Here is a 20,758-nt window from a genome sequence, read left to right as displayed (position 1 = left end):
CTCACGACGCGGCCCCCCAGAGGAAGAAAGGACTGGAAGCGAAGCGCGAGGTCGTGGCCTCGGCGAGCTCCGCCGGTCGACCCTGCATCGCGGCGAGCGCGGCGACGATGTTCACGTACTGGTAGGTGACGTTGCCCGCGGCCATGATCCGGTCGAAGCGGCACCCGGCGATCGCTCCTTCGAGGTCGCCGTCACGCATCCAGGCGACGGCCTCGGCATCGAACTCGGGATCGGGGGAGCCGTTGAACGTGCGCGGTCCCCCGACGTCTGTGGCCATGTGCCCCGAGGTGAGCAGCCCCACCCTCGCATCGCTGTCCCACGACTCCACCGCGGTGCGCAGGTGGTGCCCGAGAGCGGCGAAGCGCGCGGCGGTCGGCAACGGCGGCAGGATCGAGTTCGCATGGATCGGCACGATCGGCAGGTCGAGCTCGGGCCGCACGTACTGCAACGGGAGCACGAAGCTGTGGTCGAGGCGCCACTCGTGCGACACCGAGAAGTCGATCGTCTCGGGCAGCACCTCGCGGCCGGTGATCTGCGTCGCCAGCTCGGGGCTGCCGGTCAGCTCGGCGTACTCCATGCCGAAGGTGCGCACCTCGTTCTCGTAGGTCCCGTGGTACGACGCAGCCCGGCCGACGATGAACGCAGGCGAGTTGTCGGAGAAGAACTGGCGCACGTGATCGGTGCCGAGCACGATGAGCGTGTCGACTCCGGCGTCGGCGATGGCCTCGCGGATGCGCCGGAAGTTCGCCTCGACCGCGATCAGATCATCAGGCATCGGCTCGCGCATCGCCCGCCACAGCAGCGGGTTGTGCGGGGTCGCGGCGGCCATGACGAGTTCAGCCACGATCGGCTCCTTCCCGGGTGCTCACAGTCGGAACAGCTTCCGTGCGTTGTCGAGCAGGATCTTCCGGCGCGACTCCTGTTTGAGTCCGAGCGCGTCGAACTCGGTCATCCAGCGATCCGCGGTCATCACGGGCCAGTCCGACCCGAAGAGGACACGGTCGGAGATCAGCGAGTCGGCGTAGCGGACCACTTCCGGCGGCAGATACTTCGGCGCCCAGCCGGACAGATCGAGGTACACGTTCGACTTGTGCCAGACCATCGCAAGGTTCTCGAGGTGCCACGGCCAGGCCGGGTGGGCGCTGATGATGTTCAGTTCGGGGAACTCGGCAGCCACGTCGTCGATGTAGGGCACGGGGCGGGCGTTCTCGAGCCGGTAGCCGCCACCGCCCGGGGTGCCCGCGCCGGCGCCGGGGAAGCCGGAGTGGAACATCACCACGAGCCCGAGTTCGGCGCAGGTCTCCCAGATCGGGAAGAACCGCCGATCGTTGGCGAGGAACTTCTGCCGGGACGGATTGAGCTCGCCGACGCCCTTGATGCCGTACTCGTCGTGCATTCGTCGGATCTCGGCGACCGCGGCCTCGCCCTTCCACGGGTCGATGCCGGCGAAGGCGAGGAAGACGTCGGGGTGGTCCTGCTGCGCCTTTCCGAGGAGATCGTTCGGCGCACCCTTGATCCCGCTCGTGGTCTCCGAGTCGGAGTTCACGATGACGGCCATCATCTTGCGTTCGCGATACTGATCCGCCTGCTCGGCGAAGGACACGACCGGCCGCTCGCGCCCGAAGTGGGCGGCCATCTGGGAGTGCCTCCGGCCCATCGCCGCGATGAACTCCTCGGTCTGCGGGTGGGTGTGGACGTCGATCGCGACGAGGTCGTCGATGCCGGGCATCAGGCAGCCCCTTCCTTCGCGGGTGCGGGTTCGGAGTCGGTGGCCAGGGATCCGGACCGCAGCCCGGTCAACGCTTCGGTGTCGGCCCCGAGTGCGGGTGCATAGCGCAGCTCCGGCCGACCGGAACGCTGGAAGCGGATGCTGGGGGCCGGCACGCGCAGTGCGCCGTCCGGCCCGTCGATCTCCTCGACCAGCCCCATGCTCGCGATCTGCGGGTCATCGAACAGATCACCCATCGTGTTCAGCGGCCCATGCGGGATGTCGTGCGCGGCGAGCCGGTCGAGCCAGTATTGGCGGGGACGGGCCGCCGCGATCTCCTTGAGCACCGCGTCCAGCTCGTCGTAGTTGCGCACACGCCCCTCACGGGTCGAGAAGCGCGGATCCTCGGCGAGGTCGGGCCGCTCCAGCACGTCGAGCAGCCCGGTCCAGAACTTCTCCGGCACCGACATGTGGATCACGAAGGCCTTGTCGTCTGACCCCCGGCACGCGTAGGCCTGCGCCCGACGCGGCCGCGAATCGGGCGAGGAGACCTGCCCCGTCTCGAGGAATGCCGACGCCGACTCGGTGAGGAAGTCCAGCAGTGCGCCGACCATCGTCACCTCGACATGCTCCCCGACCCCGCTCACATCGCGAGCGTGCAATGCGGCGAGCACCGCTTGCACGGCCGACATTCCGGAGAGCAGATCGGAGAACGCCGGGCCGAGCGGGCGGATCGTGGACGCGGGGACGACCTGGCTGTACATGCCGCCGGTGGCGGAGATCACGGTGTCGTAAGCGGGACGCTTCGCGGCAGGGCCGGTGGGACCGAAACCGGTGATGGAACACGAGATGATCCGCGGGTTGCGGGCGTGCAGGTCCTCCGGACCGAATCCGAGCCGCGCGGCGACACCCGGACGGAAGTTGTCGAGCACGATGTCCGCGTCATCGACCAGGGCGAACAGCGCGGCGAGGCCCTCAGCGCTCTTCAAGTCGAGCACGACCCCCCGCTTGCCGCGGTTGTACGCAGCGAACTGCGGGCTCATCGTCGCCCGCCCCTCCCACCGGCGCATCGGGTCGCCCTCGGGCGATTCGACCTTGACCACGTCGGCACCGAGGTCGGCCAACAGCTTCGCCGCAAACGGACCCGAGATGTACTGACCGAGTTCGATCACGCGGATCCCGGCCAGCGCTCCGGCGCCCGGCAGTGCAGTGCTCATCACTTCTGGTCTCCTCTTCGATACCGAGGGCGGTCATCGCACATCGACGATGACCTTCCCCTCGCTCTTGCGGGGAAAGTCGCGATACGCCGTGGCGACGTCGTCGAACGCGTAGCGGCCGCCGACGAGCGAGGGCATCGCACCGGCCGCCGCGAGTGCGAGCGCCTCAGCCACATCGTCGTAGCGGGCACTGGCCACGCCGGCCAGCCGCTTGCGGCGCAGGTAGAAGTCGCGAGCGTCGATGCGCAGATCGCTGTCGACGGAGGCGGCGCAGAACACGGCTCTGCCTCCCCACCGCAGGGCTGAGATCCCGGCGCTCAACGTCGGAGCGTGCCCGGACACGTCGAGGACGACGTCGAAGCCCTCTCCTCCGCTGACCGCAGAGGCCAGAGCCGCAGCATCCGGAGCCTGGATGATCTGCTCCTCGCCGAGCGCGGTGAGGACACGGCGAGACGCGGCGACGACGTCTGCGCCGCGAGCGAGGGCGATCGCGACCGCCGCGCGGCCGAGTGTCCCACCGGCACCCGTGATGAGCACCCGCTCGCCTGCCGTGAGTGCGACGGTGCGGACGGCGTTGATCACGATGGACGCGCTGTGGACGACGGCGGTCGCCTGCGCAGCGTCGAGGCCCCGACGGTCCATCGCGTTGCGCGCGGGGATGACGACGAACTCCGCTGCTCCCCCGTCGCGATGCACGCCGACGACGGTCTGACGCGGGCAGTCGGCCTCGTCGCCCGCCTGGCAGTGCGCACAGACACCGCAGGCGATGTTGGGCTTGACCACGACGGCCTGGCCGATGCGCTCCGGATCGACACCCGCTCCGACAGCGACGATCTCGCCGGCAGGATCGATCCCGAGGATGCGGGGCAGCTGCGCCTGCGCGCCCGGCCCGGTGCCGGCGATGACGTTGAGGTCCAGCTGATTCACTCCGACGGTGTCGACGCGCACGAGCACTTCGCCGGTGCCGGGCGTCGGCACAGCAGTCTCCGCGACGGTCAGACCGTCCAGATCATGGCGGCTCAGCACAGCGGCTCGCATCTTCACCTCTTCATCGCGGGAATCTGTTTCGGATACTGTATCCAATTTTCATCACGGACGTCTAGACCCTGTTCGAGCACGATATCCCCCAAACGATGGACACCGGAACCCAAATTGGATACCGTATCCCAAAATCCGCGTGAGGCGCCCCACTCCACGGAGGAGTCGCACGCACTTGCCCGAATGGAGAGTCATGCGCACGACACGAAACAGACTCGGCCTCGCCGTGGTCGGCGGCACAGCAGCACTGATGCTGCTCGCCGCCTGCGCCTCGCCGACGCCGACACCGGAAGAACCCGTCGAGCTCGGCGACGGTGAACCCGGAGCCGCCGAAGACACCGACATCACGGTGGCGATCCCCTTCCCCGACGTCACGATGTACTCGATGTACGTCCTCGCGACGGATCTCGGCTACTACGAGGAGGAGGGCCTCACCGTCGAGGTCATCACCGCCGACAACGTCACCGCCGCCGTCGCCAGCGGCAGTGCCGACATCGGCGTCGAATCCACCGGCACCGTGATCGACGCCATCCGCGGCGGCGTCGAGATCGACCTGGTCTCCGGGCACTACTGCCGGCAGAACTTCGACTTCGCGGTGCAGTCCGACGTCGAGAGCGTCGAGGACCTCGACGGCACCTCCATCGTGCTGGCGGGCACCCCCGGCGATCCGGCCGAGTTCCAGCGAGCCCAGGTGCTCAAGGAGGAGGGCTGGGACGTCTCGTCCGTCAACACCGAGGTCGTCTACCCCGGCCCCGGATCGGAATCGTGGACGGAGTTCTTCGTCAACGACAAGATCTCGCTGCAGCCCTTCTACGCGGATGATCGCGCCGCCCTCGAGGAACACGGTGCGAACATCGTCGTCGAATCGCTGCGCAACTGGGCCAACGACGTGCAGATCGCCGGCACCCAGTGGGCGCAGGAGAATCCGAACACCTTGGTCCGGTTCCTGCGCGCCACGCTCAAGGGCACCGACTTCATGACGGCTCCCGCGCCCGGCGAGTTCCCCGAGAACGCGGAGGAGGCGTTGGACATCTACGAGGCCAACGACTTCGACGTCGCGGAGCTGCGTGAGTCGGACAGCGTCTGGATCCTCGACGGACACCTCGCCTGCCCGAACCTGTACTTCGACGGCGAGGCGTGGGACACCACCATCGAGACGCAGAAGCTCGAGCCCCTCGACTTCGACGACGCTCAACTGGCGTACCTGTTCAAGGCTCAGGAGCTCCTCGGCCTCGACAACGCAGGACCGGCGACACTGCCCTACCCGTGACCGACAGGCTGTTCCCGTCGCGAAAACGCACGCTACTTCGCTGTTTGGCGTGACATATCGCGACGGGAGCAGCTTTCGGCACCCGTCACACGAAGAGGCCCCACCGTTGCGCATGGCGGTGGGGCCTCTTCGCATGTGCTGCGGGGCTCGTGCCCGGGGCTCGTGCCCGAGGTTGCGGGACGGAAAGTGCACCTTCGAGGTGTGTCTCAGGTGCGGTTTTGATCCCGCAGCAAGAAAGGGGCGGACGACGCGACGAAAGACCCGGCCCCCGTCGCGCATGAGACGGGGACCGGGAGTCGAAGCGGCGGATCAGCCGACGATCTTGCGCTCGTCGTACCAGGGAGCGAGTCGACGGCGGAGAACCGAGATGAGCAGCAGCGTGAGGTTCGCGATGATGACCATCACCACGACCATCGCGATCGCCTCATCCATCCGGAACTGATAGGCGGCGAACTCCAGCAGGTGACCGAGGCCGCCGGTCCCGCCGAGGAACTCACCGAGCACCTCTCCCGTGAAGCCGAGTGCAGCACCGCGCTGGATCCCGGAGAGGCTGTAGGGAAGCGTGGCGGGGAAGATCACCTTCCAGCCGAGTCCGATCCCCTTGGCGCCGTACACCCGTGCCGCGTTGACGAGCGATGGGTTCACGGTGACCGCGCCCTCCATCGTGTTCAGCAGGATGGGGAACACGGCCAACAGGATGACGAGCGCGATCTTCGACTCGCTGCCCAGCCCGAGTCCGAGGATGAACAGCGGGGCCAACGCGACCTTGGGGGTCGAGTACAGCACCCACAGGAACGGCGCGACCATGAAGCGCAGCACCGGCGACCAGCCGACCGCGAGCCCCACGACCACGCCGACGACGATCGCGATGGCGAGGCCGATCAGGAGGTTCGTGACGCTGAACACGAACGCCGACCAGAACTCCGGGTCGACCATGAGCTGACCGAACGCGACGGCGATCGCACTGGGGGCCGGCAGGAACGCGGCGGGAATCCACTGGAACCAGCTGACCACCGCCTCCCAGAGGAGCAGCACCGCGGCGACGACGCCGATCAGGAGCAGCGTCCACCTGCCCTCCCCGGAGCGCACCACGCGCCGTGGCCGCACGATTCGGACCGTTCCGGTTGCCGAGACCACGCTCATCGCTTGCCCTTCCTCGTCCACGGTGCGACGCCGCGTTCGATGGCCGTGACCACCTGCGTCATCCCCACGCTCCACAGCACGACGACCGCGATCGCCGCGAACGCCTGATCGGTCTGATACGTGTTCGAGGCGCGGATGATGAGTGCGCCCATGCCGCTCGAAGAACCGGCGAGCTCCGCCACGACCATGCCGATCGTGGCGAGCACCACCGCCTGCCGGAGGCCCGCGAACAGGAACGGGATCGTCGACGGCAGGTAGACCGAGCGGTACAGCCGCATTCGTCCCGCGCCATACACACGCGCGGCGCGGATGATGGAGGGGTTCGTGGTGCGCATACCGGCGGCGACGTTAAGCAGGATCGGGAAGATCGCACTGATCGTCACGAGGAAGATCACCGGACCGATCCCGAAGCCGAACCAGGCCTTCGCGAGCGGCTGATACGCGATCGACGGCGTGGCGTAAATCGTCCAGGCGATCGGCCCGATCACCCGATCGACCGGGAGCGAGGTGCCCATGAGGAGTCCGACCGGGATGCCGACGACCACGGCCAGCGCGAAACCGGTCAGCCATGCCTGCGCCGAGACCCCGGCGTTGGCGGCGAGTGATCCGTTGGCCACGATCTCCCCGAACCCCTGCGCGATGGCCAGGGGCGGAGGGAGGAAGACCGGGCTGATCCACCCGAGCACACCCACCACCAACTGCCACAGCACGAGGAGGAACACGACCTCGACCGCGATGACGGCGGCCTTGCCCCTCGCGCTCAGCCCGGCGAGCCAGGCGGCGACACCACCCCTGCCGAGATTCGGACCGGTGGCCAGGAGCGCGGTCATTTCGACACCGCCGCCGCCGTCGCCTCCCCTTCCAGCGCCTCCCAGAGGTGGTCGCGGAGTTCGAGGAAACGTGGGTCGTGCTGCACCGAGCGCTCCGAGCGCGGGCGCGGGATGTCGGTCGTGATGATCTCCTTGATCGCCCCGGGGTGGCTCTTGAAGACGACGATGCGGTCGCCCAGGAGGATCGCCTCCTCGATCGAGTGCGTGATGAAGAGGACGGTCTTGCCCGTCGCCTCGATGAGCTTCTCGATCTCATCGCGCATCACCTCGCGGGTCAGGGCATCGACGGCGCCGAGCGGCTCGTCCATCAGCAGGATGCGCGGCTCGGCGACGAACGCGCGGGCGAGGCCGACACGCTGCTGCATGCCACCGGAGAGCTCTCGGGGATACGAGGACTCGAACCCCTTGAGCCCGACCATGTCGATGGCCTCCTGCACCTTCGCCCGCCAGTCGGCGGTGCGCAGGCCCTTCTGCATCTCGAGTCCGAACTTCACGTTGTCGAACACGGAGCGCCAGGGCAGGAGCGCGTAGTCCTGGAAGACGACGGCCCTGTCCGGCCCTGGCCCCTCGACCTGCTGCCCATCGACGAGGACGGATCCGGTGCTCGGCGCGACGAGGCCGGCGATGACGTTCATGAACGTCGTCTTGCCGCACCCCGACGGGCCGAGCACCGTGATGAACTCGCCCTCGAACACGTCGAGGTCGACGTTCTCGATGGCGATCAGCTTCTTGCCCGTCCGCGCGACGTCATAGCTCACCGAGAGCCCGGTGACCGAGATCAGCGGATCCGCCAAGTCCCGTACGGTGTGGTTCACGTCAGTCATCGTCGACCTCTCGTCTCATCGCCGCGCGTCGGTGCGCGGCTTATCGCAGCTTAGGAAGCACCTCGGTGCCGAGGAGTTCGATCTGCTCGAAGAACCGATCGAACTTGAACCGGAAGTCGAACACGAGGTGCTCGGTGCCGACCTCCTCGAACCGCCGGATCTGCTCGACGGCCTGGTCGGGGTCACCCACGATGAGCTGGCCCTCGAGGTCTTCGACGGTTTCGAAGCTGCCGGACGGCGGCTTCACCGCGAACTTGGCCTTGTTGGCCCAGGCGAGAAGCCCCGGGATGTTCACGTGCTTCAAGGCCTCCTCGCGCGTGTCCTCGATCGAGGTCGGCGGGATGACGGCGACGGTCGGCATCGGTCGGCCGTTCTCGTCGGTCATCTCGCGCATGGTCTGGATGCGCTTCTCCATCGTGAGGAGTCCGGTGCGTCCGGGCATCCATCCGTCGGCGAACTCCGCCGCGAGACGGGCCGAACGCGGGGTGGCGCCGCAGTACCAGAACGGGATGCGTCCTCCCACGGGCTTCGGCTCGATGGTGACGTTCTCGAACGAGAAGATGCCGTCGTCGTAGGTGACGTCGTTCTCGGTGAACACCCGGCGCAGGATCTCGGCGTTCGAACGCACCATCTCGACGCGGTCCAGGTCGCCCCAGCCGATCGCCTCGAACTCGTGGTCGAAGGTTCCGGCGCCGAAGCCGAGGATCAGGCGCGGGCCGAGCAGCTGCGTCATCGTCCCCGCCATGAGCGCCGTGACCAGCGGGTGACGGAACGGGATCAGCGATCCGGTGCCGAGCTCGATCTTCTCGGTGACGGCGCCGATGGCGGTGAGGGTGGTCAGCGCGTCGTAGAACGTGCGGTTCGGCTTCTCCATCTCCCCGTGCGGTTCGAAGACCAGGTGGTCGCGCACCCAGACGGAGTCGAATCCGAAGCTCTCGGCGAGCTTCGATCCCTCGAGGAGCTTCTCCTTGCTCGCCTCCTCGCCGAAGTGCGGCAGCAGCAGTCCGAATTTCATGTCAGTTCCCTTCCGCGGCGAACGCCGCCCTGTCTTCCGCCGATGCGGCGAGCTTTCCGAATGTGCGGTCGCCGGTGACCTCGTCGCCGACGTAGACGTCGACGCCGCGCACGAGGGTGCGCTGGATGCGGGCACTGATGGTGCGCCCGTCATACGGGGTCCAGCCGATCTTCGACAGCACGCCGTCGTTGGTGATGGTCCACTCCTCGGAGAGGTCGGCGATCACGATGTCGGCGTCCGCCCCGATGGTGAGAGAGCCCTTGACCCCTTCCAGCCCGAACTTGGCGGCGGGGATGTGGGCGACCATGTCGATCGCGCGCTGCAGGTCGAGCTCACCCTTGTTCACGGCGTCGAGCATGAGCTCGTAGTAGTACTGGATGCCGGGCGTGCCGGTGTGCGAACTCCACATCTTGGTCCACCCGACCTCCTTCTCCTCGCGGGTGTGCGGGGCGTGGTCGCTCGCGGCGATGTCGATCGTCCCGTCACGCATGCCCTCCCAGACGGCGGCGCGGTTGTCGTCGGGCACCCAGTAGCTGAGCGCGTACGGTCCGAGTGTCTCGACGTCATTCCACGTCGACAGGAACGGTGCCCAGTGGTTGACCTCGCAGGTGACGTCGATGCCGTTCTGCTTGGCACGGCGCACGGCCTCGATCGAGCGTCGGGTCTGGATGTGCGCGATGTGCACGGGGCAGCCGGAGGCCTCCGCGAGACGCAGCACGACGTCGATCGCGGTGTCCCAGATCACGCCCTCGCGAGCCGCGTAGGCCGAGGCGTAACCCTCCGGGGTGTTCTCACCACGGGCGAGATAGGCGCCCTCGATGTAATCCATGAGCGCCTGGTCGTGCGGGTGCACGATGAAGCGCTTGCCGGTCTGGGCGATGTGATCCATGATCTCGAGCAGGTGCCCGTGGTTGTGGATGCCGGTACCGGAGGGGTGCGGATAGTCGCGGCCGGTGTCGACGACCATGTAGATCTTGTACGCCCGGATCCCCATCTCGCTCATGCCGGCGATCTCGTCGAACTTCGTCGGCGCGGGGTTGTGGTTCCAGTCGACGATCGATGATTCCTCGTACCGACGGAACACGTCGGTCAGCGTCGCGACGTCGGTCGTCGGCGGCTTGAGGTTCGGCATCCCGAACATCGTGGTGACGCCGCCGGCCGCAGCCTGCAGGCTCGTCGTGTAGATGTCGTCCTTGTGCTCGTAACCGGGTTCGCGGGTGTGCACATGCACGTCGACCATTCCGGGGAGCACGAGCTTTCCCGCGGCATCGATCGTGCGCGCGGCCGGGATCTCGGTGCCTCCCGCGACGATGCCGGCGACCTTGCCGTCGGCGACGAGCAGGTCGGCCTGCACCGGCCCTGCGGGGGTGACGACGGTGCCACCGGTGATCTTCAGATCCACGCTCATCGCCCGACCTCCTCTTTGCTGACGGATTCTGTGGTGATGGATTCGCCGATCGCGGGCGACGGCGACGACCGGTGGATGAGATGCGCCGGCCGCACGTACCGGTCGAACCACTCGACGATCACCGGAGTGGTCTGCTCCCAGTAGGCGTCGTAGGCGGCGTAGTGGGTGGTGTGCCGCTGCATGATGAGCTGCTTCGGGCCACGGGCGGCCTCGTACAGCGCTTCGGCGTGGTCGGTGGGCGTGGTCGCATCGCCTTCGACGCCGATCACGAGCAGCGGCGTGGTCAGGCGGGACGCCGCGTCGATGGGCCGGTAGGCGAGGATGCCCTCGGCGCACGCCAGCGGGACGGTCGTCGGGATGCGGTCGTCGACATCGGCCTTGATCTTCGTGGCGCGACGCTCGGCCGTGGGGATCATGATCTCCTCGCGGGGGTGCACGATCCGCCCCTTCCCCTCGGTGACGCGCAGCCGGCGGTCTTCGGCGAGGGACTTCTGGAAGTCGAGCCATTCATACTCGCTGCGCATGCGGTGCAGCCAGTCCTCACCGTCGGCGACGGGCACCTGGCTCACAGCGGCCTTGATGCGCGGGTCGGCGTCAGCCAGGAGCACGGCGTTGCCGCCTCCCGTCCCGCCCGTTCCGAACACCCCGATCGCGTCGGCGATCACGTCGTCGCGCGTGGTGAGGTAGGTCACGGCGTTCACGAGGTCCTCGAGCTGCCAGGCCGGGGACAGGTAACCGCGGTCGCCCTCGGAGTCGCCGAAACCGCGGTAGTCGATCACGAGCACGGCGAAGCCCGCCTGGACGAGGGCTTCGTGATAGCGGACGTAGAGCTTGGCGTCCTTGAGCCCGAGCCAGCCCGGTCCCTGCACGAGCGCACGGTAGGGGCCCGCGTGATCGGGGGTGCGCCACACGGCGGAGATGCGCTGACCCTCGCTGAAGTACGAGACGGGTGTGGTCTGCATGGGTTCCTCTCGGCTGAACGCGGCGTCGCGATCGGCGATCTGCGCCGCTGCGGTGGGGCGACTCCCATCATCACCCATTTTGGATCCAGAATCCAGTATTGATTTGGATCCAGAATCCGCGCTAGCATGACCGCATCGCGTCGACCCGATTGGCCGACGCCGGTGGTCCCGACTTGGACTGCGAACGTGCTCTCGCTTGCGCCCTTCCCTTCCTCGTCTTCCGGAGAACCATGCCTGCCACCACCCGCGCCCTCGCCGCCACCCCGCTCCTCGCCCTCCTCGTCGCCGCCGGATTGAGCGGATGCAACGGCGCTCCCACAACGCCCGCCGCCGCCGCCGATCCGAAACCCCTCGTCCTCGACAACTGCGGCACCGAGGTGTCTGTGGAGGTCGCCCCGCAGCGGATCCTCACCATCAAGTCCTCGACGCTCGAACTCGCCCTGGCGCTCGGCGCCGGCGACCGCATCATCGGCTCCGCCTTCTCCGACGGACCCCTGCCGGACGATCTCGCAGCGAGCGCGGAAGGCATCGACGTCGTCTCCGACAAGGTGCCGTCGAAGGAGGCCGTGCTCGAGCTCGAGCCCGACCTGGTGTTCGCCGGGTGGGAGTCGAACTTCTCGGTCGACGGTGCCGGCGAGCGCGCCGACCTGCAGAAGCTCGGCATCACCACCTACGTCGCGCCCGCCGCCTGCAAGGCGCCGGGCTACATGCCCGACCCGCTCACCTTCGACGCCGTCTTCGACGGTTTCGCCGAGGCCGGCAAGCTGCTCGGCGAACAGGATGCCGCGTCCGCGCTGATCGCGGAGCAGCGCGCCGCCCTCGACGCGATCGCCCCGGACGAGCGCGGACTCACGGCGCTCTGGTACTCCTCGGGCACGGACCAGCCGTTCGTCGGTGCGGGCATCGGGGCACCGCAGATGATCATGTCGGCGGCCGGCCTCGACAACGTGTTCGCCGACGTGCACGACACCTGGACGTCGAGCTCCTGGGAGCTGATCGCCGAGGCCGACCCCGACGTGATCGTGCTGGTGGATGCCGCGTGGAACACCGCGGAGTCCAAGATCGCGCTGCTCACGTCGACCCCGGTCACATCCGAGCTCGACGCCGTGCAGAACCAACGGTTCGTGATCGTCGACTTCCCCGCCACCGAGGCGGGGATCCGCAACGTCGACGCCGTGGAGTCGATCGTGACCCAGCTCGGAGAACAGTGAGCGTCACTGTCCCGTTGCGGGCGGCGGTCCCGGTCGCGGCGGCATCGACCACCCACCCGAGACGGCGGCGCACGGTCTCTGCCATCGCCGTGCTGCTGCCCGCCCTCGCCGTCACCGTGATCGCGGCCGTCGCGATCGGACCGGCCGACATCACCCCTGGCGAGCTCCTGGCGAGCGTGTGGTCGCACCTGACCGGGGCGACCAGCGGCCTCACCCCGATCCGCGACGCGATCATCTGGGAGGGACGTGTGCCCCGCGTGCTCACGGCGGCCGCCGTCGGTGGTGGTCTGGCCCTCTGCGGTGCCGTGATGCAGGCACTCACCCGCAACCCGCTCGCCGATCCGTATCTGCTCGGGCTGTCGTCGGGCGCGTCCACGGGCGCGGTGATCGTGATCGTCCTCGGCGCCGCGGTGGCGCTGCCGTTCGCGGCCTTCGCCGGTGCGGTGCTCGCTCTCGTGCTGACGCTCGGCCTCGCCCGCGCCGCCGGCTCCGCGGGACCGACCGCCGTGGTGCTCGCGGGGCTCGCGGTGTCGGCCGTGCTCGCCGCGCTGACCAGCCTGGTGATCTTCTGGAGCGCGACGAACGACAGCTACCGCGAGATCCTCAGCTGGCTGCTCGGCTCCCTCGGCGGCGCAGACTGGGCGGATGCGACCTTGGCCGGTGTCGCCGTGCTCGTCTGCGCCATCCCCCTGCTGGCGTCGGCCCGTCCGCTCGACAGCCTCGCGCTCGGGGACACCGCCGCCGAAGCCCTGGGCGTGCCGGTCACCCGGATGCGGGTGCTCCTCTTCCTCTGCACGGCCCTGTTGACCGGTGCGCTGGTCGCGGTCAGCGGCTCGATCGGATTCGTCGGGCTGATCCTCCCGCACGCGGTGCGTGCGGTCGTCGGCGCCCGGCATCGCGCGCTGCTGCCGGTCTCGTTCCTCGCCGGGGCGGTGTTCCTCATCTGGGCCGACACCATCGCCCGCACCGTGTTCGAACCGCGCGAGCTCCCGGTCGGGATCGTGACCGCGCTCATCGGCGGACCGGTGTTCGCGCTGCTGATGCTGCGGATGCGGAGGAACCGGACATGACCGATCACCGAGACGGGCTCGACGCCCGGCGCATCCGCTTCCGTCGCGGCGATCGGCTCATCCTCGATGGGATGCATCTCACCGCACCGGGCGGGGCGGTGACCGCTCTGCTCGGCCCGAACGGTTCGGGCAAGAGCACGCTGTTGCGACTGATCGCCGGCACGCTGCGCGGCGAGGTCGAGTCGGTCCGCCTGCACGGGGACTCGCTCCTGACGATGACGCGCCGGGAGCGCGCGCAGCGGGTGGCCCTGGTGGAGCAGGAGTGGTCGGCGGCCGAGGGAATGACAGGACGCGACATCGTCGCACTCGGGCTCCTTCCGCACCGGGGCTGGCTGTCGTTCGAGAGCGAGGCGACGGACGCCGCGGCCACGGAGACGGCACTGCGCCGTGCCGGTGCCCTCGCGTTCGCCGACCGCGATGCGGCGACCCTCTCCGGCGGCGAGCGCCAGCGCGTGAACCTCGCCAGGGCCCTGGCGCAGCGTCCGGCCCTTCTGCTGTGCGACGAACCGACGAACCATCTCGACATCCGCGCCCAGCTCGACGCCCTCACGCTGCTGCGCTCACTCGCCGGGGATGGGATGACCGTCTTCGCGGCACTGCACGACCTGAACCATGCGGCGGCCTTCGCCGATCGGATCGTGGTCGTCGCGAACGGTCATGTGCAGGCGGCCGGGTCGCCACAGGAGGTCCTCACCCGCGAGCTCATCGCCCGGGTGTGGAACGTCGACCCCGTGGTCCTCTCCCGACCGGACAGCGATCGCCCCCTGATCGTGTTCGACGAGGCGCCGGTTCCCGTCCTGGGACGGTGACGATCGCCTGGACTAGACGAGCAGGGCGCGCGACGGCGCGGAGTCCGCAGCGAGGACGAACGCGCTCAGCCGCCGGGAGATCGCTTCCGCCTCCGCTTCCTGCCGGTGCAGGAGCTCGTGGGTGAGACGGTCGGCCGGCGTCGGATCCGGCGACCCCTCGAACGACATGGGCAGCGCCGCGCACTGCGTGTGCCCGCACAGCAGATGCGCCAGTTGGTGGACCACGACGTGCAGCCGGTACCACCGCGGGTCGGATTCCCGGAGGAGGATCCGCGCGCGATCACCGTTCACGAGCACGAACGGCGCGATGCGCGCCCACTCCCTCTCGCCGAGCAGCTCGACCTCGATGTCCACCCCCTGCAGGACCGACACCCGGTCCGTGATGCACTCCACGCTTGCGCCGCATTCGACTTCCAGCTCCTCGAAGAGCTGAGTCACTCCGTTTCGTCCGTTCATGAGGCCCCTCCGCCCGATGAGCTCGCACCGTGATCGGCCGAGCATTGCTCCCACTGATGAGACGGGTCGAGGGCACGTCTCATTACGCCGATATATTGGCGACTTTCGTCCAGATCTCTCGCCGAACGTCTAAGCCGCGGCTCACCCCTCTGCGTGCGCAGGACTACGCGGCGGCAGCCCCGTCGGGTTCGACGTCGTCGACGACAAGAAGCGCAACATGATCAAGCGCAACGACACCCGCCTGAAGCAGTGGTGAGGCCTCGCGACCCAAGACGATAAGCACACCCTCAACCACCGCGCCGCCGTCACCCTCAACACCGTCATCGCATGGACCCGTGCATTGTCAGACACGCCTTAGTCTCCGAAGCTGAAGGGAACAACATCCTCAGCGCGGATCGAGACAACATCCAGATTGGGATCACTGTGGAGTGCCCGAAGAGTTGTCGGCGACGCGGCGATGACGATCGAGTCAGGATACAACCGCGAGCCCCACGCGAAGGTCGCGTTCTCGTCCCAGACGAACCCAGGGATGCGGTTTCCTGCGACGATGTCCGAGCTCGTGAAGGACTTTGTGTCGTACAGCTCGCCCATCACCGTCACGGTGCGATCGCCCGAAGGTGCACCTCGATAACCAACCCACTCGAGTGCCGTGAGCTGAAGGCCGGCAAGATGGTCTGAAAGGGCAGTGGCGGTCTGTTCGTCCAGCACCCCCATCGCTGAGCTCAGGTCACCTGAAACCTCTTCGACGCTGACGTCGTTGGTTCGGAACTCTTCCCAACCAGAAGATCGATCCTCGTAGTCAGGTTCTCGCAGTTGAGACCAGCGAACGGAGTTGTCCTGAGCGTCACGCATGGGGAGGAACAGCCGGAGCATCCCCAAATGGCTGTGGGACACCGGGATGAAGTCGCGAGCGATGCGACCTCCACCAACAGCTTGGATCTCTATCAACGCCTTCCTCCGCGTTCGTCGTGAGCTTTCGAACGGGCGACCAGCGTCACCTCTTGACGTCCCATTCAAGCACCCGCGTCACCAACGAGCGCCTGGTTGAGACAAGGCGCTCGTTGAGTTTGACATTACGGTCGGTCGCAGGCGACCGACGTCTCGTTCCCCTTGACAGAGCCGTAGTAGTGCGGACCAGAACTGCTGCCGCTCACACGCACGTCAGCCGCGCCACGGTATTTCTGTGTCGAGGAGTTCGAGCACGGCTCCGGCGAGCGCGGCGGCGGTGTCGCGGTCGCGCATCCAGAGCGGACGAACCGGGGCGGAAAGCCCCTCGGCCTCGAGCGCGGCGGCGAGCGCGGCATCCTCTTCGGCGATCACCCACGCATCGAGCAGACCCCCGGATGTCCGCGCACCGTAGTGGCGCCCGACCGCATCGGCGGCAGCGGGGATTCCGACCGCGGCGAGACACGCATCAGCCATCCCCCGCACCGGAGCGCCGGCGATGATCGGGGAAACCCCGACGACCGCTCCGGGAGAGGAACGCACCGCCTCGGCGATCCCGGGGACGGTGAGGATCGGGCCGAGCGAGACCACGGGGTTCGAGGGCGCGAAGAGCACGGCGTCCGCCTCCGCCAGAGCCTCCCGCACCCCAGGCGCGGGCGCGGACCGCCCGATGCCCGGCCAGTCGAAGCCCTGCGCCGGGAGACCCGCCCGATGCCGCGTCCACCATTCCTGGAAGTGCATGCGCCCCTGGTCGGTCGTCACGTGCGTGTCGACCTCGGAGTCCGTCATCGGGAGCAACCGGACACCGAGCGGCCAGCGCCCGGCGAGGCGACCCACGACCTCGGCGACCGTCGCACCGTCACGAAGCCACCCCGTGCGCGCGACATGCGCTCCGAGGTCGAGATCCCCCAGCGTGAACCACGGCCAGCCGACCCCCCAGGCTCCCAGTTCCGCTGCCACTCGCTCGCTCTCTCCGGCTCGGCCCCACCCCCGCCCGGTATCGTTCACCCCGGCGAGGGCATAGATCATCGAGTCGACGTCCGGCTGCAGGCGCAGACCGCTGAGCCACAGATCGTCACCGGTGTTGATGATCACCGTGATCCGGGCGCGGGTGCCGCCTTCCCCGTCGGGCCAACGTCGGCGCGCAGCCTCTCGCACGCCGACGACGAACTTCGATCCGCCGACACCGCCGGCGAGGACCACGACGCGTGGTACCGCGGGGACTTTCATGACGCCAGCACCAGGGGCCGATCCACGAGCGCCGCGGTCCGCGGCCCGAGACCGGCGCGGCGTGCCGCACGGAGGTGCTCGGCATGATCGAGGTCACGCCTCAGTCCGCTCAGCACCGGGAACCCGACCTCCGCGAAGCCGGCCTCGTGATGGGCGACGGCCGAGCGATCGCCGAAACACGGGCGCAGCTCGAAGCCCGCCCGGGCGGTCGCGAGCACGGTGCCCGTCCCCTCCGCATCCGGAACGAACGCCCGAGGATGCGAGGACGCGAAGGCGAGTGCCCTGGCCAGTTCATCTGGGCGCAGCGCCGGGAGGTCACCGAGCATCACGGCCCGCGGACGAGCATCCGGTGCCGCGCTCACACCGAGCGCGATCGCCGCGCCCAACCCCTCTCCTCGGTCCCGCACGACCCGCACGCGGGGCAGCACGCGGAGCGCGGTGGCGGTGATCTCGTCGCTCGTCACGACGATGACCTCGGCGACCCGCTCACAGGCCGCGGCGGCCTCGACGGTGTCCAGTGCGATCGCCCGAGCGAGCGGCTCGCGCTCGACCCCCGGCAGTCGCAGGCGCGACTTCCCGATCTCGGCCCGCTTGACCGGGATCACGACCACCCACTCACGCACGGGTGCCCCCGGCACCGAGGACCCGACACCACCACCGCGGAGCATGTCGGCGTCCTCAGCCGCGCAGTCGGGGCGCGATGTCGCGCTCGAAGAGCTGCAGGAAACGCCGCTGGTCATGACCCGGCGCATGGAAGACCAGGTGGTTGAAGCCCCAGTCGATGTACTGCTGGATCTCGGCGGCCACCGCATCCGGGTCGTTCCCGACGATCCAGCGCTTCGCGATCGTCTCCAGCGGCAGCGCGTCGGCGGCCTTCTCCATCTCGACCGGATCGGTGATGTCGTGCTTCTGCTCCTTCGAGAGCGACAGCGGCGACCAGAAGCGGGTGTTCTCCAGTGCCGCGTCGCGCGTCTCCTCATAGGACAGCTTGATCTCGATCATCCGGTCATACGTGTCGCTCGAGCGCTCGGCCTGCTCGAGCCCTTCCGCCACCGCCGGGAGCAGCTGGTCCACGTAGAGCTCGCGTCCCTTGCCCGAGGTGCAGATGAAGCCGTCGCCCGCACGCCCGGCGTAGCGCGCGACCATCGGCCCGCCCGCGGCGATGTAGATCGGGATACCGCCCTCGGGCCGGTCGTAGATCGAGGCGTCGTGCGTCGAGTAGTACTCGCCGTCGAAGTTCACCCGGTCCCCGGACCAGAGCGCCCGCATCAGGCGCACCGACTCCCGCAGTCGTGCATAGCGCTCCTTGAACTCGGGCCACTCCTGCTCCCCCGCGCCGCGGAACCCCGTCGCGATCTCGTTCAGCGCCTCACCGGAGCCGACCCCGAGGATGATCCGGTCCTGGTACAGGCAGCCCAGGCTCGCGAACGCCTGCGCGAGCACGGCTGGGTTGTAGCGGAAGGTCGGAGTCAGCACCGAGGTGCCGATGCGGATGCTCGACGTGCGCTCGCCGACCGCCGCCATCCAGGTCAGGGAGAACGGGGCGTGCCCGCCGGTGTGTCGCCAGGGCTGGAAGTGGTCGCTGGCGAACACGGACTGCATGCCGTGCGCCTCCGCCGCCACCGAGATCTCGACGAGCTCACGGGGGTCGAACTGCTCCGCGCTGGCCTTGTATCCGAGGGTCAGTGTCATGTCGCATCCTTCTGTTCGTGTTCGTGCGGTTCGTGTTCGTGCGGTTCGTGTGCGTGGACGGCGGCCAGGGCGGCGGCGTAGCCGTCGCGGTACCCCTGGTCGAGTGCTTCGGCGGCGCCCAGCCAGAAGAGGTCGCGCTCCGAGGGGCGCACGATGCTCGACGCACCGGGCAGGGTGAGGGGACCGACGAGATCGGGGCGTCCGCGCACCACGGCGACCGGGTTGCCGCTCGCCTTGCCCTTGACGAGGTCGGAAGCCGCAGCCAGCTCGTCGGCGAGGCACGGGGTCGTGACACTGAGCACCTTGCCCGCCTGATCGGTCGTGCCGCGGAGGTCGGCGATCATCCGCACGCCTCCGCCACCGATCGCGACGTCGGTCTGTCCCTCTCGCCAGGGACGCCCGAGGGTGTCGCTCAGGATCACCCCCACCTCCGCCCCCGTGGCCGCACGCAGGCCCGCGGCGAGCGTCCGCGCCGAACGGTCGGGGTCTTCGGGGAGCAGCAGTACCCAGCCGTCGGGAGTGTTGCTGGCATCGACACCGGCGGCCGCGGCGACCATCCCCAGGCGGTTCTCGACGATGCGCATGGTGTGGCCGTCGGCGGTGCGGGAGGCGACGAGGCGCACGGTCTCGGCGGTGATCGCCTCCTCGCGGTCGGCGGCCTGCACGTAGCGGCCCTCGGCCTTGGACACGATCTTGGAGGTGACCACGAGGATGTCGCCGTGCGCGAGCTCGACGCCGGTGTCGAGGATCAAGGCCACGAGGTCGTCACCGGGCTGCACCTCGCCCATGCCGGTGAGGGCGAAGACGGTGATCGCGGGGGCGCTCATGCGTGCACCTTCGGAAGGACGTCTCGACCGAACACCTCGAGGAACGACCTCTGGTCGGGGCCGACGTTGTGCAGGTAGATGCGCGTGAAACCGAGGTCGGCGTAGCGCTGGATCTGCGCCCGATGCACGTCGGGGTCCGCGGAGATCAGCATCGACGCGCGCAGGTCCTCCGCCGTCACCCCGCGCACCAGCTGTTCGAAGTCATACGGCGAGCGCACGTCGCCCCGGCGCATCCGGAGACCCGCGATCGGCCACTCCGACAGCGCGTTCGCGAGCGCCTGCTCCTCGGTCGGCGCCCAGGAGAGGCGGAGCTGGAGCACCTTCGGGAGACCGTCGGGATCGTGGCCCGCCTCCCGTGCACCCTCGGCGAACCGCGCGAGCAGGGGTTCGAGACGTTCGACCTCGGCGGAAGTCGTGATCAGCCCATCGGCATTGCGGCCGGCACGACGTGCGGTGGCGGGCCCCGCGGTGGCGATGTAGACCGGCGGCGCGGTGGGCGGCATCGTCCACAGTCGGGTGGTCTCCATCCGGAAGTGCTCACCCCGATGGCGCGCGTCCCGCCCGGCGAGGGAGGCGGTGAAGAGTTTGCGGATCAGGTCGACGGCCTCGAACATGCGGTCGATCCGCTCGGCGGGCTCAGGCCAGTAGCCGCCGACGATGTGCTCGTTCAGCGCCTCCCCCGAACCGACGCCGAGCCAGGCGCGACCGGGGTAGAGCGCCGCAAGGGTCGCCGCGGCCTGCGCGACGACCGCGGGGTGCGTGCGGAAACCAGGGGTCGTGACACCGGGACCGAGGTCACCGGTGGTGTGGGCGCCGATCGCGCCGAGCATCGTCCACACGTGCGCGGCGTTGCGATGGCGAGGCAACCAGGGCTGGAAGTGGTCGGTCGCCATGATCCCGCGGAACCCGTGCGCCTCGGCGAGGACGCAGTTCTCGATCACGGCGGTCGGCTCGACCTGCTCGAGCATCGCGGCGTATCCGATGTGCATGTCGGCCTCCTCGCCTCTCTGTCTCCATTGAATGGATACTGGATCCAAAAGTCAAGCGTGTGAGCTTCCGGGCCGCGTCGAAGTGCGAAAACGCGCCTCCGGACCCGCCCTGAG

21 protein-coding genes are annotated in these 20,758 nt (G+C 68.6%); 4 read left to right on the top strand and 17 right to left on the bottom strand.

Features of this window, described 5'->3' with window-relative positions; all coding sequences use genetic code 11:
* Position 1: 1 nt before the first annotated feature.
* Genes E0W80_RS13520 through E0W80_RS13505 form a run of 4 tightly spaced genes read right to left on the bottom strand, consistent with a single transcriptional unit; the run spans position 2 to position 3,963 of the window.
* Positions 2 to 844 (bottom strand): hypothetical protein, encoded by an 843-nt coding sequence (locus E0W80_RS13520; protein ID WP_131493202.1) that lies wholly within the window; start codon positions 842 to 844, stop codon positions 2 to 4.
* 21 nt (positions 845 to 865) lie between these two features.
* A complete protein-coding gene (locus E0W80_RS13515; protein ID WP_131493200.1) occupies positions 866 to 1,729 on the bottom strand; it encodes an amidohydrolase family protein in 864 nt (287 codons plus the stop codon).
* Positions 1,729 to 2,925: a CoA transferase gene (locus tag E0W80_RS13510; protein ID WP_131493198.1), complete on the bottom strand. Its 1,197-nt coding sequence runs from the start codon at positions 2,923 to 2,925 to the stop codon at positions 1,729 to 1,731. Before E0W80_RS13510 ends, E0W80_RS13515 begins: the two co-directional genes overlap by 1 nt.
* Before the next feature lie 33 nt (positions 2,926 to 2,958).
* Positions 2,959 to 3,963, bottom strand: a complete 1,005-nt coding sequence (locus E0W80_RS13505) for an alcohol dehydrogenase catalytic domain-containing protein (RefSeq protein ID WP_131493196.1) — start codon at positions 3,961 to 3,963, stop codon at positions 2,959 to 2,961.
* A 193-nt stretch (positions 3,964 to 4,156) separates the two neighbouring features.
* Here E0W80_RS13505 and E0W80_RS13500 point away from each other — a divergent pair, with 193 nt between their 5' ends.
* Entirely contained in the window at positions 4,157 to 5,233 is a 1,077-nt protein-coding gene (locus E0W80_RS13500; RefSeq protein ID WP_131493194.1) for an ABC transporter substrate-binding protein, read from the top strand.
* A 309-nt stretch (positions 5,234 to 5,542) separates the two neighbouring features.
* Here E0W80_RS13500 and E0W80_RS13495 read toward each other — a convergent pair whose 3' ends face one another.
* From E0W80_RS13495 to E0W80_RS13470, 6 genes are read right to left on the bottom strand one after another with little or no spacing between them, the layout of a single operon-like run.
* Entirely contained in the window at positions 5,543 to 6,376 is an 834-nt protein-coding gene (locus E0W80_RS13495; RefSeq protein ID WP_131493192.1) for an ABC transporter permease subunit, read from the bottom strand.
* Positions 6,373 to 7,206, bottom strand: coding sequence for an ABC transporter permease (locus tag E0W80_RS13490; RefSeq protein WP_131493190.1), 834 nt, complete (start codon positions 7,204 to 7,206; stop codon positions 6,373 to 6,375). The genes E0W80_RS13495 and E0W80_RS13490 overlap by 4 nt, the downstream gene beginning before the upstream one ends.
* Complete coding sequence (locus E0W80_RS13485) at positions 7,203 to 8,030, bottom strand: ABC transporter ATP-binding protein (RefSeq protein ID WP_131493188.1); 828 nt, start codon at positions 8,028 to 8,030, stop codon at positions 7,203 to 7,205. The genes E0W80_RS13490 and E0W80_RS13485 overlap by 4 nt, the downstream gene beginning before the upstream one ends.
* Positions 8,031 to 8,070: 40 nt before the next feature.
* Positions 8,071 to 9,045 carry an LLM class flavin-dependent oxidoreductase gene (locus tag E0W80_RS13480; protein ID WP_131493186.1) on the bottom strand — a complete coding sequence of 325 codons (975 nt, stop codon included), beginning with the start codon at positions 9,043 to 9,045 and terminating at the stop codon, positions 8,071 to 8,073.
* A 1-nt stretch (position 9,046) separates the two neighbouring features.
* A complete protein-coding gene (locus tag E0W80_RS13475) occupies positions 9,047 to 10,453 on the bottom strand; it encodes a dihydroorotase family protein (protein WP_131493184.1) in 1,407 nt (468 codons plus the stop codon).
* Complete coding sequence (locus tag E0W80_RS13470; RefSeq protein ID WP_205802350.1) at positions 10,450 to 11,493, bottom strand: CocE/NonD family hydrolase; 1,044 nt, start codon at positions 11,491 to 11,493, stop codon at positions 10,450 to 10,452. The genes E0W80_RS13475 and E0W80_RS13470 overlap by 4 nt, the downstream gene beginning before the upstream one ends.
* Before the next feature lie 152 nt (positions 11,494 to 11,645).
* Between E0W80_RS13470 and E0W80_RS13465 the strand changes: the two genes are divergently transcribed.
* From E0W80_RS13465 to E0W80_RS13455, 3 genes are all read left to right on the top strand, one after another.
* Positions 11,646 to 12,626 carry a putative F420-0 ABC transporter substrate-binding protein gene (locus tag E0W80_RS13465; RefSeq protein ID WP_131493181.1) on the top strand — a complete coding sequence of 327 codons (981 nt, stop codon included), beginning with the start codon at positions 11,646 to 11,648 and terminating at the stop codon, positions 12,624 to 12,626.
* An 83-nt stretch (positions 12,627 to 12,709) separates the two neighbouring features.
* Positions 12,710 to 13,696, top strand: a complete 987-nt coding sequence (locus E0W80_RS13460; protein ID WP_240740539.1) for a putative F420-0 ABC transporter permease subunit — start codon at positions 12,710 to 12,712, stop codon at positions 13,694 to 13,696.
* Positions 13,693 to 14,505 carry an ATP-binding cassette domain-containing protein gene (locus E0W80_RS13455; protein ID WP_131493179.1) on the top strand — a complete coding sequence of 271 codons (813 nt, stop codon included), beginning with the start codon at positions 13,693 to 13,695 and terminating at the stop codon, positions 14,503 to 14,505. The genes E0W80_RS13460 and E0W80_RS13455 overlap by 4 nt, the downstream gene beginning before the upstream one ends.
* A 12-nt stretch (positions 14,506 to 14,517) precedes the next feature.
* Here E0W80_RS13455 and E0W80_RS13450 read toward each other — a convergent pair whose 3' ends face one another.
* The 7 genes from E0W80_RS13450 to E0W80_RS13420 form a co-directional block, all read right to left on the bottom strand.
* Positions 14,518 to 14,961, bottom strand: a complete 444-nt coding sequence (locus E0W80_RS13450; RefSeq protein WP_131493177.1) for a hypothetical protein — start codon at positions 14,959 to 14,961, stop codon at positions 14,518 to 14,520.
* 354 nt (positions 14,962 to 15,315) lie between these two features.
* Positions 15,316 to 15,834 carry a hypothetical protein gene (locus E0W80_RS13445; protein WP_131493175.1) on the bottom strand — a complete coding sequence of 173 codons (519 nt, stop codon included), beginning with the start codon at positions 15,832 to 15,834 and terminating at the stop codon, positions 15,316 to 15,318.
* Positions 15,835 to 16,122: 288 nt separating this feature from the next.
* Complete coding sequence (gene cofD / locus E0W80_RS13440; RefSeq protein WP_131493173.1) at positions 16,123 to 17,136, bottom strand: 2-phospho-L-lactate transferase; 1,014 nt, start codon at positions 17,134 to 17,136, stop codon at positions 16,123 to 16,125.
* Entirely contained in the window at positions 17,133 to 17,804 is a 672-nt protein-coding gene (gene cofC, locus E0W80_RS13435) for a 2-phospho-L-lactate guanylyltransferase (protein WP_131493171.1), read from the bottom strand. The genes cofD and cofC overlap by 4 nt, the downstream gene beginning before the upstream one ends.
* A 10-nt stretch (positions 17,805 to 17,814) precedes the next feature.
* A complete protein-coding gene (gene fgd / locus E0W80_RS13430) occupies positions 17,815 to 18,828 on the bottom strand; it encodes a glucose-6-phosphate dehydrogenase (coenzyme-F420) (RefSeq protein WP_047524719.1) in 1,014 nt (337 codons plus the stop codon).
* Positions 18,825 to 19,655: a coenzyme F420-0:L-glutamate ligase gene (cofE, locus tag E0W80_RS13425; protein ID WP_131493170.1), complete on the bottom strand. Its 831-nt coding sequence runs from the start codon at positions 19,653 to 19,655 to the stop codon at positions 18,825 to 18,827. The genes fgd and cofE overlap by 4 nt, the downstream gene beginning before the upstream one ends.
* Positions 19,652 to 20,644, bottom strand: a complete 993-nt coding sequence (locus E0W80_RS13420) for a TIGR03557 family F420-dependent LLM class oxidoreductase (RefSeq protein WP_131493168.1) — start codon at positions 20,642 to 20,644, stop codon at positions 19,652 to 19,654. The genes cofE and E0W80_RS13420 overlap by 4 nt, the downstream gene beginning before the upstream one ends.
* Positions 20,645 to 20,758 lie beyond the last annotated feature (114 nt).

This window comes from Microbacterium sp. PI-1, assembly GCF_004337555.1.
In the GTDB taxonomy this organism is placed as follows: Bacteria; Actinomycetota; Actinomycetes; order Actinomycetales; family Microbacteriaceae; genus Microbacterium; species Microbacterium aurugineum.
Note: the sequence above shows the minus strand (reverse complement) of the source record. Positions and strands in the feature narration are given on the sequence as shown.

Coding starts and splice junctions, on each gene's coding strand:
- E0W80_RS13475 (WP_131493184.1), bottom strand. CDS start 10,453: ATGAGCGTGGATCTGAAGATCACCGGTGGCACCGTCGTCACCCCCGCA.
- E0W80_RS13510 (WP_131493198.1), bottom strand. CDS start 2,925: ATGAGCACTGCACTGCCGGGCGCCGGAGCGCTGGCCGGGATCCGCGTG.
- E0W80_RS13420 (WP_131493168.1), bottom strand. CDS start 20,644: ATGCACATCGGATACGCCGCGATGCTCGAGCAGGTCGAGCCGACCGCC.
- fgd (WP_047524719.1), bottom strand. CDS start 18,828: ATGACACTGACCCTCGGATACAAGGCCAGCGCGGAGCAGTTCGACCCC.
- E0W80_RS13505 (WP_131493196.1), bottom strand. CDS start 3,963: ATGCGAGCCGCTGTGCTGAGCCGCCATGATCTGGACGGTCTGACCGTC.
- E0W80_RS13490 (WP_131493190.1), bottom strand. CDS start 7,206: ATGACCGCGCTCCTGGCCACCGGTCCGAATCTCGGCAGGGGTGGTGTC.
- E0W80_RS13495 (WP_131493192.1), bottom strand. CDS start 6,376: ATGAGCGTGGTCTCGGCAACCGGAACGGTCCGAATCGTGCGGCCACGG.
- cofD (WP_131493173.1), bottom strand. CDS start 17,136: ATGAAAGTCCCCGCGGTACCACGCGTCGTGGTCCTCGCCGGCGGTGTC.
- E0W80_RS13515 (WP_131493200.1), bottom strand. CDS start 1,729: ATGCCCGGCATCGACGACCTCGTCGCGATCGACGTCCACACCCACCCG.
- cofE (WP_131493170.1), bottom strand. CDS start 19,655: ATGAGCGCCCCCGCGATCACCGTCTTCGCCCTCACCGGCATGGGCGAG.
- E0W80_RS13455 (WP_131493179.1), top strand. CDS start 13,693: ATGACCGATCACCGAGACGGGCTCGACGCCCGGCGCATCCGCTTCCGT.
- E0W80_RS13480 (WP_131493186.1), bottom strand. CDS start 9,045: ATGAAATTCGGACTGCTGCTGCCGCACTTCGGCGAGGAGGCGAGCAAG.
- E0W80_RS13450 (WP_131493177.1), bottom strand. CDS start 14,961: ATGAACGGACGAAACGGAGTGACTCAGCTCTTCGAGGAGCTGGAAGTC.
- cofC (WP_131493171.1), bottom strand. CDS start 17,804: ATGCTCCGCGGTGGTGGTGTCGGGTCCTCGGTGCCGGGGGCACCCGTG.
- E0W80_RS13500 (WP_131493194.1), top strand. CDS start 4,157: ATGCGCACGACACGAAACAGACTCGGCCTCGCCGTGGTCGGCGGCACA.
- E0W80_RS13465 (WP_131493181.1), top strand. CDS start 11,646: ATGCCTGCCACCACCCGCGCCCTCGCCGCCACCCCGCTCCTCGCCCTC.
- E0W80_RS13445 (WP_131493175.1), bottom strand. CDS start 15,834: ATGCTCCGGCTGTTCCTCCCCATGCGTGACGCTCAGGACAACTCCGTT.
- E0W80_RS13485 (WP_131493188.1), bottom strand. CDS start 8,030: ATGACTGACGTGAACCACACCGTACGGGACTTGGCGGATCCGCTGATC.
- E0W80_RS13470 (WP_205802350.1), bottom strand. CDS start 11,493: ATGGGTGATGATGGGAGTCGCCCCACCGCAGCGGCGCAGATCGCCGAT.